This is a genomic window from Streptomyces sp. DSM 106670 (assembly GCF_055792845.1).
Genome location: NZ_CM147704.1, coordinates 3,091,892 through 3,104,438, shown reverse-complemented (window position 1 = coordinate 3,104,438; position 12,547 = coordinate 3,091,892). Strand labels below are relative to the sequence as shown.

The 12,547-nt window shown below is 70.8% G+C and carries 10 protein-coding genes and 1 tRNA gene; 8 read left to right on the top strand and 3 right to left on the bottom strand.

What is annotated here, in order from left to right; genetic code table 11:
• Positions 1 to 24: 24 nt before the first annotated feature.
• The 5 genes from ACSMXR_RS13700 to ACSMXR_RS13680 all read left to right on the top strand — a co-directional run bounded on the left by ACSMXR_RS13700 (position 25) and on the right by ACSMXR_RS13680 (position 5,582).
• Positions 25 to 504, top strand: coding sequence for an FtsB family cell division protein (locus ACSMXR_RS13700; protein ID WP_030086169.1), 480 nt, complete (start codon positions 25 to 27; stop codon positions 502 to 504).
• 79 nt (positions 505 to 583) lie between these two features.
• Positions 584 to 1,126, top strand: a complete 543-nt coding sequence (locus ACSMXR_RS13695; RefSeq protein ID WP_030581504.1) for a DUF501 domain-containing protein — start codon at positions 584 to 586, stop codon at positions 1,124 to 1,126.
• Positions 1,123 to 2,064 carry a Ppx/GppA phosphatase family protein gene (locus ACSMXR_RS13690; protein ID WP_381794775.1) on the top strand — a complete coding sequence of 314 codons (942 nt, stop codon included), beginning with the start codon at positions 1,123 to 1,125 and terminating at the stop codon, positions 2,062 to 2,064. Before ACSMXR_RS13695 ends, ACSMXR_RS13690 begins: the two co-directional genes overlap by 4 nt.
• Before the next feature lie 460 nt (positions 2,065 to 2,524).
• On the top strand, positions 2,525 to 3,910 hold the full coding sequence (locus ACSMXR_RS13685) for an NAD(P)/FAD-dependent oxidoreductase (protein ID WP_030632879.1): 1,386 nt from the start codon (positions 2,525 to 2,527) through the stop codon (positions 3,908 to 3,910).
• Between the two features lie 328 nt (positions 3,911 to 4,238).
• Positions 4,239 to 5,582, top strand: coding sequence for a class I SAM-dependent methyltransferase (locus tag ACSMXR_RS13680; protein WP_473171964.1), 1,344 nt, complete (start codon positions 4,239 to 4,241; stop codon positions 5,580 to 5,582).
• Between the two features lie 99 nt (positions 5,583 to 5,681).
• On the opposite strand, the gene ACSMXR_RS13675 is transcribed toward ACSMXR_RS13680, so the two are convergent.
• Together ACSMXR_RS13675 and ACSMXR_RS13670 are read right to left on the bottom strand one after the other, a co-directional pair.
• Positions 5,682 to 8,213 (bottom strand): ABC transporter permease, encoded by a 2,532-nt coding sequence (locus ACSMXR_RS13675; protein ID WP_473171963.1) that lies wholly within the window; start codon positions 8,211 to 8,213, stop codon positions 5,682 to 5,684.
• Between the two features lie 67 nt (positions 8,214 to 8,280).
• Positions 8,281 to 9,051 carry an ABC transporter ATP-binding protein gene (locus ACSMXR_RS13670; RefSeq protein ID WP_137234335.1) on the bottom strand — a complete coding sequence of 257 codons (771 nt, stop codon included), beginning with the start codon at positions 9,049 to 9,051 and terminating at the stop codon, positions 8,281 to 8,283.
• Positions 9,052 to 9,619: 568 nt separating this feature from the next.
• Between ACSMXR_RS13670 and ACSMXR_RS13665 the strand changes: the two genes are divergently transcribed.
• The 3 genes from ACSMXR_RS13665 (at position 9,620) to ACSMXR_RS13655 (ending at position 11,308) form a co-directional block, all read left to right on the top strand.
• Positions 9,620 to 9,705: transfer RNA gene (locus tag ACSMXR_RS13665), tRNA-Leu, on the top strand.
• A 212-nt stretch (positions 9,706 to 9,917) separates the two neighbouring features.
• On the top strand, positions 9,918 to 10,802 hold the full coding sequence (locus ACSMXR_RS13660; protein ID WP_137234336.1) for a Bax inhibitor-1/YccA family protein: 885 nt from the start codon (positions 9,918 to 9,920) through the stop codon (positions 10,800 to 10,802).
• 188 nt (positions 10,803 to 10,990) lie between these two features.
• Positions 10,991 to 11,308: a hypothetical protein gene (locus ACSMXR_RS13655; RefSeq protein ID WP_030581455.1), complete on the top strand. Its 318-nt coding sequence runs from the start codon at positions 10,991 to 10,993 to the stop codon at positions 11,306 to 11,308.
• 39 nt (positions 11,309 to 11,347) lie between these two features.
• Here ACSMXR_RS13655 and ACSMXR_RS13650 read toward each other — a convergent pair whose 3' ends face one another.
• On the bottom strand, positions 11,348 to 12,235 hold the full coding sequence (locus ACSMXR_RS13650; protein ID WP_473172378.1) for a hypothetical protein: 888 nt from the start codon (positions 12,233 to 12,235) through the stop codon (positions 11,348 to 11,350).
• Positions 12,236 to 12,547: the final 312 nt, after the last annotated feature.

Genomic DNA, 12,547 nt, shown 5'->3' with positions numbered 1-12,547 from the left:
GTATGTGATGGGGAGGCGGGAGACATGGCCGGGAAGGACCGCGACCGGTTCTCCACCGCGACCAGGCTGCGACTGCTCGGCGAGCAGACCGCGGCCCGCGTGTACCGATCCCAGAACCGCCGCCAGGCCCGCCGCTCCCGGCTCACCGGCCGGGCCGCGTTCCTGGCGCTGGTGGTCTGCTCCCTGGTGGTGGCGCTCGCCTACCCGATGCGGCAGTACGTCTCCCAGCGCGACGAGATCGCCGAGCAGGAGCGGCTCTCGCAGCAGGCGGAGCGGCGCACCGAGGAGCTGCGCGACGAGAAGGCGCGGCTCCAGGACGACGCGTACATCATGCGTCTGGCCCGCCAGCACCTCCACTACGTCCTGCCCGGGGAGACCGCCTACACCGTGGCCGACCCGGACGCGGCCGAGGACCGGCGCGGCGAGCCCGGCGCGAGCGACCGCCCGTGGCACGCGAACCTCTGGGACGGCGTGGACAGCGCCGACCGTGCCGACCGCGACTGACCGACCGACCCCGTACGTACCTCCGTACGTTCCTGTGTACGTCCACCTCTACGAGCTTCCGAGCAGAACCAAGGCAGGCATGGAAACGCCCCCTCCGCAGACCGAGTCCACCAAGCCCACCGACGCGGACATCGCCGCGTTCGAGCAGCAGCTCGGCCGTCCGCCGCGCGGTCTGCGCGCCATCGCGCACCGCTGCCCGTGCGGCAACCCGGACGTGGTGGAGACCCAGCCCCGTCTGGAGGACGGCACGCCGTTCCCGACGACGTACTACCTGACCTGCCCCCGGGCGGCCTCGGCGATCGGCACGCTGGAGGCCAACGGGGTCATGAAGGAGATGACGGCCCGTCTGGAGACCGACCCGGAGCTGGCCGACGCCTACCGGGCCGCGCACGAGGACTACATCACCCGCCGCGACGCCATCGAGGTCCTGGAGGGCTTCCCGAGCGCCGGCGGCATGCCGGACCGGGTGAAGTGCCTGCACGTCCTGGTCGGCCACTCGCTGGCCGCCGGGCCCGGGGTCAACCCGCTGGGCGACGAGGCCATCGCGATGCTGCCCGAGTGGTGGGCCAAGGGCCCCTGCGTCACGCCGTGCGCCGTGGACGCGGAAGGACAGGACGCGTGACCCGGGTCGCCGCCGTCGACTGCGGTACGAACTCGATCCGGCTCCTCGTCGCCGACGTGGACCCCGCCACCGGCTCCTTCACCGAGCTGGACCGGCGGATGACGATCGTCCGGCTCGGCCAGGGCGTCGACCGGACCGGCCGGCTGGCCCCCGAGGCGCTGGAGCGGACGTTCGCGGCCTGCCGGGAGTACGCGGCGGCGATCGGGGAACTGGGCGCGGAGCGGATCCGCTTCGTCGCCACCTCCGCCTCCCGCGACGCCGAGAACAGCGCGGAGTTCGTGGCCGGGGTCCGGGACATCCTGGGCGTCGAGCCCGAGGTGATCACCGGCGACCAGGAGGCGCAGCTCTCCTTCGACGGGGCCACCAAGGAGCTGGCGGGCAGCGACCATCTGGCGAAGCCGTATCTGGTCGTCGACATCGGCGGCGGCTCCACCGAGTTCGTGCTCGGCTCGGACCGGGTGGAAGCCGCCCGGTCCGTGGACATCGGCTGCGTACGGATGACGGAACGTCACCTCGTCGTGGACGGGGCCGTCATGGACCCGCCCAGCCATGAGCGGGCCGCCGCGATCCGCGCGGACATCGACGCCGCCCTCGACCTCGCCGAGCAGACCGTGCCGCTCACCGGGGCCGGCACCCTCGTCGGCCTCGCGGGCACCGTCACCACGGTCGCCGGGATCGCGCTGGAGCTGCCGGAGTACGACTCCGCGGCCATCCACCACTCCCGGATCTCCCGCGGCCAGGTCCGCGCGATCACCGAGCACCTGCTGCGCTCCACCCACGAGGAGCGCGCCGCGATCCCCGTGATGCACCCCGGCCGGGTCGACGTGATCGGCGCCGGGGCGCTCGTCCTGCTCGCCGTGATGGAGCGGACGGGAGCCCACGAGGTGGTCGTCAGCGAGCACGACATCCTGGACGGCATCGCCTGGAGCGCCGCGTAGGCGACGGTCCGGCCGGTGTGGGCGGGCAGCCCTCGGGCTGCCCGCTCAATCGCACCGCCACCTGCACCGTTGAGCCCCGATCCGGGCCCTCTGGGCCGCCCGGGCGACCTCTCCGGGGACACGCCGCAGATAAGTTCGTGAACTTCTTCACAAGGAATTGGGCCCTCTTGGTCGCGGTTCGGGCCCGTAGGGCCGGAACCGGCCGCGCCGGAGGCCGTGCGGAGGTGTCGCGCTCATGTTCCGAGAGCGTTGCGCCCGCATGAAGAGGAGCGGTGGTTCACCCGGTCCACAGGGCCAAGGGCCAGCTCACAAGCGGTGAACAACGTTTCCCACGGTGTCGTGGTTCCCTTTCGTACCCATGACCTGGGTCACGTGGGCGGCGAAGTGTAGCAGAGGGTCGGTCAATCCTTGTGAAGGGGCTCACGAGCACCCCCCTGGGGCGGGGTGGATACTCGATGGCATGAGCACCACGGAGCGTCCCAGGATCCTCGTTGTAGGCGGTGGGTACGTAGGCCTGTACGCAGCTCGTCGCATTCTGAAGAAGATGCGATACGGAGAGGCGACCGTCACGGTCGTCGACCCGCGGTCGTACATGACGTACCAGCCCTTCCTCCCCGAAGCTGCCGCCGGCAGCATCTCGCCTCGGCATGTCGTCGTCCCGCTGCGACGCGTGCTGCCCAAGGCTGAGGTTCTCACCGGTCGTGTCACGACCATCGATCAGGACCGCAAGGTCGCCACGGTCGCGCCGCTCGTCGGCGAGGCCTACGAGCTGCCCTTCGACTACCTGGTCATCGCGATGGGCGCGGTCTCCCGCACCTTCCCGATCCCCGGCCTCGCCGAGCAGGGCATCGGCATGAAGGGCATCGAGGAGTCCATCGGTCTGCGCAACCACGTCCTGGAGCAGCTGGACAAGGCTGACTCCACGACCGACGAGGACGTCCGCCGCAAGGCGCTGACGTTCGTCTTCGTGGGCGGCGGCTTCGCCGGCGCGGAGACCATCGGCGAGGTCGAGGACATGGCCCGCGACGCGGCGAAGTACTACACCAACGTGAAGCGCGAGGACATGCGCTTCATCCTGGTCGACGCCGCCGACAAGATCCTTCCCGAGGTCGGCCCGAAGCTGGGCGCCTACGGCAAGGAGCACCTGGAGAGCCGCGGCGTGGAGATCTACCTCTCCACCTCGATGGACTCCTGCGTCGACGGTCACGTGGTGCTCAAGAACGGCCTGGAGGTCGACTCCAGCACCATCGTGTGGACCGCCGGTGTGAAGCCGAACCCGGCGCTGGCCCGCTTCGGCCTGCCGCTCGGCCCCCGCGGTCACGTGGACACCTCGGAGAAGCTCCAGGTGCAGGGCACCGACTACATCTGGGCCGCGGGCGACAACGCCCAGGTGCCGGACCTGGTCGGCCGCCGCGCCGGCAACCCGAACGCCTGGTGCCCGCCCAACGCCCAGCACGCGCTGCGTCAGGCGAAGGTCCTCGGCGACAACGTGATCTCCGGTATGCGGGGCTTCCCGCAGAAGGAGTACAGCCACGCTAACAAGGGTGCGGTCGCCGGTCTCGGCCTGCACAAGGGCGTCGCGATGATCGTCATGGGCAAGGTGAAGATCAAGCTCAAGGGCCGTCTCGCCTGGTACATGCACCGCGGCTACCACGGCATGGCCATGCCGACCTGGAACCGTAAGATCCGGATCTTCGCCGACTGGACGCTGGCGATGTTCCTCAAGCGCGAGGTCGTCTCGCTCGGCGCCATGGAGACGCCGCGCGAGGAGTTCTACGAGGCCGCCAAGCCGGCCCCGGCTCCGGCCGCCGCCAAGGCCGAGGGCGAGAAGGCCAAGGCCTCCTGACCCCTCGGTGACCCGCTCCGCGAGGAGCACCCCGTACGACGCCCGAAGGGGCCGTCCGCCATCCGTGGTGCGGACGGCCCCTTCGGCGTATCCGGCGATCGGCCCGGACCGGGACCGCGACCGGGGTGATGGCCCGTTCCCGCCCATATGGATGGCGCATACACGTGTTTTGCCGATTCGTTGCCCGGTAGCGGGATGACGGAGTGTGCGAGGAGAGTTGACGCAGGTGTACCTCGCCGCCGCACCGGGGTGTCGCGACGGGGCTACGAGCATGTCCGTTGCCTGTGCTTGTTGTGCTTGTCGGGGAAACACCACGGAGGTGTGCGCCATGGCAGACGCCGCGTCGCGGCTGACCGCTCTTGCCGAGGAGTTGCTCTCGGAACCCCTGCCGGTCCGGATCCGGGCCTGGGACGGCAGCGAATCGGGGCCGCCCGGCGCCCCGGTCCTCGTGATCCGCCACCGCCGCGCCCTGCGGCGGATCCTGTGGAAGCCCGGCGAACTGGGCCTGGCCCGCGCCTGGGTGGCCGGGGAGATCGACGTCGACGGCGATCTGTACGAGGTGCTCGACCGGATCGCCGGGCTGCTCTGGGACCGGGGCGCCGACGCCAAGGACTCCGTCCACCCGGTCCGCGACCCCAAGGTCCGCGCCTTCGCCCGCGGCCTGCTCGACCTCGCGGGCCCCTGGCCGCCGCCCGCCCCGCCCGCGGAGGAGGTGCGCCGCCGCACCGGGCCGCTGCACACCAGACGCCGCGACAAGGAGGCCATCAGCCACCACTACGACGTCGGCAACGACTTCTACGCCCTGGTGCTCGGCCCCTCCATGGTCTACTCCTGCGCCTACTGGCAGGACGGCGGAACCCTGGAGGAGGCCCAGCGCGACAAGCTCGACCTGGTCTGCCGCAAGCTCGCCCTGAAGGACGGCGACCGGCTCCTGGACGTCGGCTGCGGCTGGGGCTCGATGGCCATCCACGCCGCCCGCCACTACGGGGCCCACGTCACCGGCATCACCCTCTCCCAGGAACAGGCCGCCCACGCCCGCAAGCGCATCGCCGATGAGGGCCTGACCGACCGCATCGAGATCCGGGTCCAGGACTACCGCGACGTCCGCGACGGACCGTACGACGCGATCTCCTCGATCGGCATGGCCGAGCACGTCGGCTCGGTCCGCTACCGCGAGTACGCGGACGACCTCTACGCCCTCCTGAAGCCCGGCGGCCGCCTCCTGAACCACCAGATCGCCCGCCGCCCCGAGAAGGACGAGGACGCCTACCGCATCGACGCCTTCATCGACGCGTACGTCTTCCCGGACGGCGAACTGGCCCCGGTCGGCCGCACCCTGGCCACCCTGGAGGAGGCCGGCTTCGAGGCCCGGGACGTCGAGGCGCTGCGCGAGCACTACGCGCTGACCCTGCGCCAGTGGGTGGCCAACCTGGAACGCCACTGGGAGCGGGCGGTACGCGCCACCTCCCCGGGCCGGGCCCGGGTCTGGCGGCTGTACATGGCCGCCTCCGCGCTCTCCTTCGAGCACAACAAGATCGGCGTCAACCAGATCCTCGCGGTGCGCCCGCTGGACAGCGGCTCCTCCCGGCTGCCGCTGCGCACCCGCAGCTGGACGGAGCCCGCCGCGGACACGGACACGGACACGGAGACGGCCATGGACACGGACGCCTGACCCGTACCCGTACGGCAACGGGCGAGGGGCCGGTGCGCCGCTTCCCAGCGGTGCACCGGCCCCTCGTCGTCCCCTGCGTCCCGGCCCCGGGACCCCCGGCTACTCCGTCTTGATCGCCGTCAGCATGTTGAGCTTCGCGGCGCTGCGGGCGGGCCACAGCGAGGCGAGGACGCCCACCAGGCCGGCCAGGAGCAGGAAGATACCGAGCCGGTCCCACGGGATGACCAGGGCGTAGTGGGGGATGCTCTCGGACAGGGTCCGGCCGATCGCCCAGCCGAGGAAGACGCCCAGGCCGACCCCGATCACCGCGCCGAAGACCGAGATGACGACGGCCTCCAGACGGATCATCCGCTTGACGCGACCCCGGTCGAGACCGATCGCGCGGAGCATGCCGATCTCCTGCTGCCGCTCGAACACCGACATCGCGAGGGTGTTGACGACCCCGAGGACCGCGATCAGCAGGGCCATGGCGAGCAGCCCGTACATGATGTTCAGGGCGGTGTTGATGAAGCCGCCGAACATGTCACGGATGTCCTGCCGGTCCATGACGCTCATCGCCGGGTTGTCGCCGAGCGCGTCCACGATGGACTGCTCGTTGGCCTGGCTCGCGCCGCCGTCCGTCTTGATCCAGATCTCGCGGATCTCGGGGCGGGTGGAGGCGCTGTGCTGGTCGGCCAGCTGCTTCGGGATCACGAAGGGCGAGAGGAACTCGTTCTCCTCGTAGGTCGCCCCGATCGTCAGCTCGCCCTTCTTCTCGTCGTCGAACTTCACCGGGAGGGTGTCGCCGGTCTTCCAGCCGTTCGACTTCGCGGTCTTGGAGCCGACCGCGACCTGGCCGTCCTTGAGCGAGGCCAGCGAACCGGACTCGGTGTTCAGCGAGAAGACCTTCTCCACATCGCCCGGGGTGACGCCCGAGGCCGAGTGGTGCTCGCCGTCGACCTCGAACCAGGCCGCCTGCTGCGGGGAGAGCGCCGAGACGCCGTCGGCCTTCGACAGGGCCGTGAGCGCGGACTCGTCCAGCGAGTCGCCGCTGGCCATCGTGACCATGTAGTCGGCCTTGATGTTGTCCGTGGTCATCTTGTCGATGGCCTGGCCGAGCGTGACGCCGAGCACCGAGATGCCGGTGACCAGGGTCAGCCCGATGGCCAGCGCGGAGGCGGTGGCTCCGGTGCGCCGCGGGTTGCGGACCGCGTTCTGCGAGGCCAGCTTCCCGGAGACGCCGAACAGCTTCTTCAGCAGCGGCCGGACCAGCGCGATCACCGGGCGGGAGAGCAGCGGGATCAGGATGATAATGCCGATCAGGGCGAAGAACGCGCCCGCCGCGACCAGCTGCCGGCCGGAGGTGCCGCCGCTCGCCGCGCCGCCGACGATGCCCGCCGAGCCGAGCAGGGCGATCACACCGCCGATCGAGTTCCGTACGACGAGGGACTTGACGGAGGCGGTGGCGTGGACGCTGCTCATCGCGGCGACCGGGGCGATCTTCGCGGCCCGGCGGGCGGGCAGCCAGGCGGCCAGCACGGTGATCAGGACGCCGACCGCGAAGGCGGAGATCACGGCGGTCGGCGAGACGACCAGCGGACCGGCCGGGATCTTGCCGCCCATGACGCCCATCGCGGAGCGCAGACCGGTGGCGAGGCCGAGACCGAGGGCGAAGCCGATGACGGAGGCGAGCACGCCGACGAAGGCGGCCTCCAGCAGCACCGAGCGCTTCACCTGGCGGCGGGTGGCGCCGATGGCACGCATCAGGGCCAGCTCACGGGTCCGCTGGGCGACCAGCATGGTGAAGGTGTTGGCGATGAGGAAGATGCCGACGAACAGCGCGATGCCCGCGAAGGCCAGCAGCATGGTGTTGAGGCCGTTCAGCCCGGACTCGATGTCCTTGGCCTGCTGCTCGGCCAGCGCCTTGCCGGTCTGCGCGGTCGCGTCCTCGGGCAGCAGAGGGGTGATCTCGTCCAGCAGCTTCCGGTCGGAGACGCCGCCCGCCGCGGTGACCGTGGCGTCCTTGAAGACACCGGGCTTCAGGTAGAGCTGCTGGGCGGTCGCGGTGTCGAACAGCACGAGGCTGCCGCCCGCGTTGACCGCGCCGTCCTCGGTGGTGAAGATCCCGGAGAGGGTGTATTCCTTCACCGGCCCGTTGGTGGCGACCCGCACCGGGTCGCCGACGCGGTACTTGCCCTTGTCCGCGGTGTCCTTGTCGAGGGCGACCGAGCCGTTCTTCGCCGGGCCCGAGCCGTCGGTGAAGACGTACTGCGAGTCCTTGCCGTCCTTGCCGGGGGCGAAGTTCGCGCCGGTGTTGGACCAGCCGTTGCCGATCAGCTTGCCGTCCGGGTCGGCGACCCCGGCGAAGCCGGAGACCCGGCCGGTGGCGGAGGCGACGCCGTCCAGACCCCGGATCTTCTCCAGGGTGGCCTCGTCGATGCCGGGGTTCTTCTCGTCGTCGCCGGCGTACGTCTCCACGGAGACGGCGACGTTGTCGTAGCTCTTGGCGGACTGGTTGCGGAAGGCGTTGCCGAGGGTGTCGGTGAAGACCAGGGTGCCGGAGACGAACGCTACGCCGAGCATGACGGCGAGCACGGTCATCAGCAGCCTGGCCTTGTGCGCGAGCACATTGCGCAGGGCGGTACGGAACATGTCTGGGTGTCCTGTGATGGGTGCCGGAAGGGGGTCGGGGACGCGGCGGGGCCTCGGGCCCCACGCGTCAGCTCGTGCGGCCCTTCGCGTCGAACGCCTTCATCCGGTCGAGGACCCGGTCGGCGGTCGGCTGGATCATCTGGTCGACGACCGCGCCGTCCGCGAGGAAGATGACCCGGTCGGCGTAGGAGGCGGCCACCGGGTCGTGCGTCACCATCACCACGGTCTGGCCCAGCTCGCGCACCGAGTTGCGCAGGAAGCCCAGGACCTCGGCGCCGGAGCGGGAGTCCAGGTTTCCGGTCGGCTCGTCACCGAAGATGATCTCGGGCCGCGCGGCCAGGGCGCGGGCCACGGCGACGCGCTGCTGCTGGCCGCCGGAGAGCTCGGTCGGGCGGTGCTTCAGCCGCTCCGAGAGACCGACCATGTCGATGACCTTCTGGAGCCACGCGGCGTCCGGCTTACGGCCCGCGATGTCCATCGGCAGGGTGATGTTCTCCAGCGCGGTGAGCGTCGGCAGCAGGTTGAACGCCTGGAAGATGAAGCCGATCTTGTCCCGGCGCAACTGGGTGAGCTGCTTGTCCTTGAGCGTGGACAGCTCGGTCTCGCCGATGCGCACCGAACCGCTGCTGAAGCTGTCGAGCCCGGCGACGCAGTGCATCAGCGTCGACTTGCCGGAGCCCGAGGGGCCCATGATCGCGGTGAACTCGCCCTGCGGGAAGTCCACGGTCACCCGGTCCAGGGCGACGACCTGCGTCTCGCCCTCGCCGTAGACCTTCGACAGCTCCGTGGCGCGGGCAGCCACCGCGGTGGCGCGGTGAACGGTGGGGGTGGTGGTCACAGGGACGCTCCTGGTTCGGTGATGCGGATGAGATGGGCCGTGCTGAGGCGGACGCTAACGCCATGCCTCGGGGACTTACTCCATCCTTACGTCCCGATCGCGCCGGGTCGTCACTCCCGATGCCCGTTCCCGGGGCCCTCTTGAGTCGCATCGCGGGCGTGGATCCGTCCTCCTCGGGTATGACACCGACCCTGACCGGAGTCGTGGCCGTCGCTCCGCGGTCACCCGGTGTGAGCGCGTACGGACGGCCGCCGCGGAGCCTTCGCGGCGGCGTTCGCGGCGGTGGGCGGGCCCTTCCGGAGCCGCGCCGGACCCGAGGGTGGCGGATGCCCTGGCGAGGCCTGGCGCGGACCTGGCGCGTTGGGCCGTACGAGTGCGGCGACTTTCCGTCAATCCCATGCGGTGCGCCGACCGCCCATGATCGGCCGCGGGCGTGTGGTCAGCCCGGCCCGTTGTGCTGACGGACCCTCAAGCGGTCAATAAAATAAGACAACATCGCGCCACTGTTCCGCTGATCGAGGGACGTCCCCGGATAGGGTCGGTAGCCAAACGCGGAGCCGCGCGGCACGCCCGGATGGTGGAACGTAGACACGGCGAGCTTAAACCTCGCTGCCCCTCGGGGGCGTGCCGGTTCGAGTCCGGCTCCGGGCACCACGCGCCGCACTGAGCGTGACCCGGCGCAACGGTCCGCAGTCAGGTGTCCGCAGCCAGGTACACGCATCCACGGCCCACGCGTGTCGCCGTGGGAACACCGTGGGAGCACGTCGCGGGCTGCCGGAAAGATCCTCCCCTGGCACTAGGGTGATTCTTTTGCCTACCCATTACTCTTGTGGCAAGGCCACGCAGTGTGGCCATGGAGGAGTGAGATGAGGAGCAGCAACCCGGTCTTCTCGCGACGGGGGTTCAGCCGCGACAACGGCCACGCGGGCTTCAACGCGCCGCCGCAGGCCGGGGCCACCGCGACGGGCACCAATCCCTACGCGCAGGGCACCGCCGCCAACCCGTACGCCACCAACCCCTACGCGCAGACGGACACGCACGGCGCCCCGCAGGCGCCCGCCCGTTCCGATGTGATGACCATCGACGGCGTCGTGACGCGTACGGCGATGACGCTCGGCACCGTGATCCTGGCCGCCGCGGCGGCCTGGTGGATCATGCCGGTCGACCAGGCGAACCTGGGCACCGCCTACGGCGTGGCCATCGGCGCCGCGCTGATCGGCTTCGTCCTGTCGCTGGTCAACTCGTTCAAGCGCCGGCCCTCGCCCGCGCTGATCCTGACCTACGCGGCGTTCGAGGGTGTCTTCCTCGGCATCGTCAGCAACATCGTCAGCATGTACGTCGCCCCCGGCGCCGCGATGCAGGCGGTGATCGGCACCATGGCGGTCTTCGCCGGTGTGCTGATCGCCTACCGCACCGGACTGATCCGGGTCACGCGCCGCTTCTACGGCTTCGTGATGGCGGCCGCCATCGGCTTCATGCTGCTGATGATGGTCAACCTCCTGTTCGCCGTGTTCGGCGGCGGTGACGGCCTCGGCTTCCGCAGCGGCGCGCTCGGCGTGGTCTTCGGCATCGTGGCCATCGTCATCGGCGCGTGCATCCTCGCCCTGAACTTCAAGCAGGTCGAGGACGGCATCGCGTACGGCGCTCCGCGCGAGGAGGAGTGGCTGGCGGCCTTCGGCCTCACCGTGACCCTGGTGTGGATCTACATCGAGATGCTGCGCCTGGTCGCGATCCTCAGCGGCGACGACTGACCGGCCGCACAGCGGCATCCGCAGTACTCGCAGCACCCGTAGTACCCGTAGCACCGGAACGGCCCGCGGACCTCGTGTCCGCGGGCCGTTCCGCGTTCCGCCCCCTCCGTCCTCCGTCGTCCGCCCTCCGCTCTCCGCCCTCCGCCCTCCGGTGCGAGCGTGCGGGCGCGGCGCGTAGGGTCGGTCGGGTGCTCGATACGACGCCCCTGATCCTGGCCGTGGACCGTTTCGCCGACCGGCTGCGCTCGGCCCCGCAGAGCCGCCTCCAGCGCGGTGCGGCCGCCGAGGCGCTGGCCGCCGCCCGTGAACTCGCCGTACGGGCCCAGCGCCTGGAGAACCCGGACGCGGAGCCGCGGGAGCTGCCGGACGCCGGGGTGTTCGCCGTGGGCGACCAGCTCGCCGTCGCCGGGCGGGACCTGGCCGTGGCACTGGAAACGGCCCCGTCCCAGGAGCTGGACGAGGCCGTGCGGTATGTCGGGGAAGCGGCGGCGCGGGCTTTCGCGTGAGCGGCGCGGGTTCGCGTGCGAGCGGCCCGCGCCCGGCGGTCAGAACGAGGCGATGACCCGGTCGGCGAGGATGTACACGTTGTCCTCGCCGCAGGAGAAGGTCAGCGCATAGGCGCCCGAGACGCCCGAGCCGCCCAGCAGCACCGGCTGCCGGCCCGCCCGCAGCGCGTCGGCGAGCCGCTCGGCGGTCTCGCGGTGGCCGGGGGTCATGCAGAGCGTGGTGCCGTCGGCGAAGACGTACACATCGAGCGTGCCCAGCGGGCCGGGCCGCACATCGGTCAGCTCGGTCGCGGTGTCGGCCAGCTCCTCCAGCCGGTTCACGGTGCGCTCGTGGTCGGTGACCACCGGTGTCTGCACGGGGATGAAGTCCGGGTGCGAGGGGTGGCGGCGGCGGGCGGCGGCCAGCTCGGGGGAGTCCTCGGGGAACTCCGCGGTCTCCGGAAGCCCGGTCGCCAGGTCCGTCTGCAGCTCCGCCGGAAGATCGGTCAGCTCGCCGACCTCGTGCTCCGCGAGGGTCCGCTCGCTCAGCTCGACGAGCTCCTCCATCGCCTCGGCCGCCTCCAGGTCCAGCGACTCCAGACCGGCGAAGTCGGCCTGCCGGGGCAGGTAGTACGGGGTGTCGTCGCCGAGGCCGGACAGCCCGCCCAGCAGGGAGGGGGCGTCGGCGGCGTCACGGGCCTCCTGGGCGGCCCAGAAGGCGCGCGCCTCGGCCAGCTCGCGCTCCCGCTCCTCGGCGAGAGCCTCGGCGACGGCCGCGCGTATCTCCTCGGCGGGGGTGGTCGTACTGCGGCTCTGAGGTGGCACCGAGGCGCCGAGAGCGTGGCTCGTCGCCAGCTCCGTGCGCAGCGCCGCGACCTGCTTGCGCAGCCCGTGAGCGGCGTGCAGTGCGGCGGCGCCGACAGCCGTGGCAGCGGCGGTGGTCAGCAACAGGGCAAATGACATGGCGCTCACTGACATACTCCCGGTCTCAATCGATACCCCCGACTTCCTACATCAGCTTGGCCTGTACCGGTACGTGCTGTCAGTGCATTACGTCACGAAATGGACAGGTCTTTCGGTCCGATGTTTAGCCCCAAAAGGCCGTGACCTGCAGAAACGACTCTCCCCCGGGACGCAGATCACATCCTGGGGGAGATTCGGTCACGGTCGGAGCTCGGTGGGGTTCGAAACCCCCGCCGCGCGGGACGCGAGAGGGCTCAGCTGAGCCGCTCGTGCCCGTGGTCGCGCTGAGCTTCGCCT

Coding starts and splice junctions, on each gene's coding strand:
- ACSMXR_RS13660 (WP_137234336.1), top strand. CDS start 9,918: ATGAGGAGCAGCAACCCGGTCTTCTCGCGACGGGGGTTCAGCCGCGAC.
- ACSMXR_RS13675 (WP_473171963.1), bottom strand. CDS start 8,213: ATGTTCCGTACCGCCCTGCGCAATGTGCTCGCGCACAAGGCCAGGCTG.
- ACSMXR_RS13685 (WP_030632879.1), top strand. CDS start 2,525: ATGAGCACCACGGAGCGTCCCAGGATCCTCGTTGTAGGCGGTGGGTAC.
- ACSMXR_RS13680 (WP_473171964.1), top strand. CDS start 4,239: ATGGCAGACGCCGCGTCGCGGCTGACCGCTCTTGCCGAGGAGTTGCTC.
- ACSMXR_RS13695 (WP_030581504.1), top strand. CDS start 584: ATGGAAACGCCCCCTCCGCAGACCGAGTCCACCAAGCCCACCGACGCG.
- ACSMXR_RS13700 (WP_030086169.1), top strand. CDS start 25: ATGGCCGGGAAGGACCGCGACCGGTTCTCCACCGCGACCAGGCTGCGA.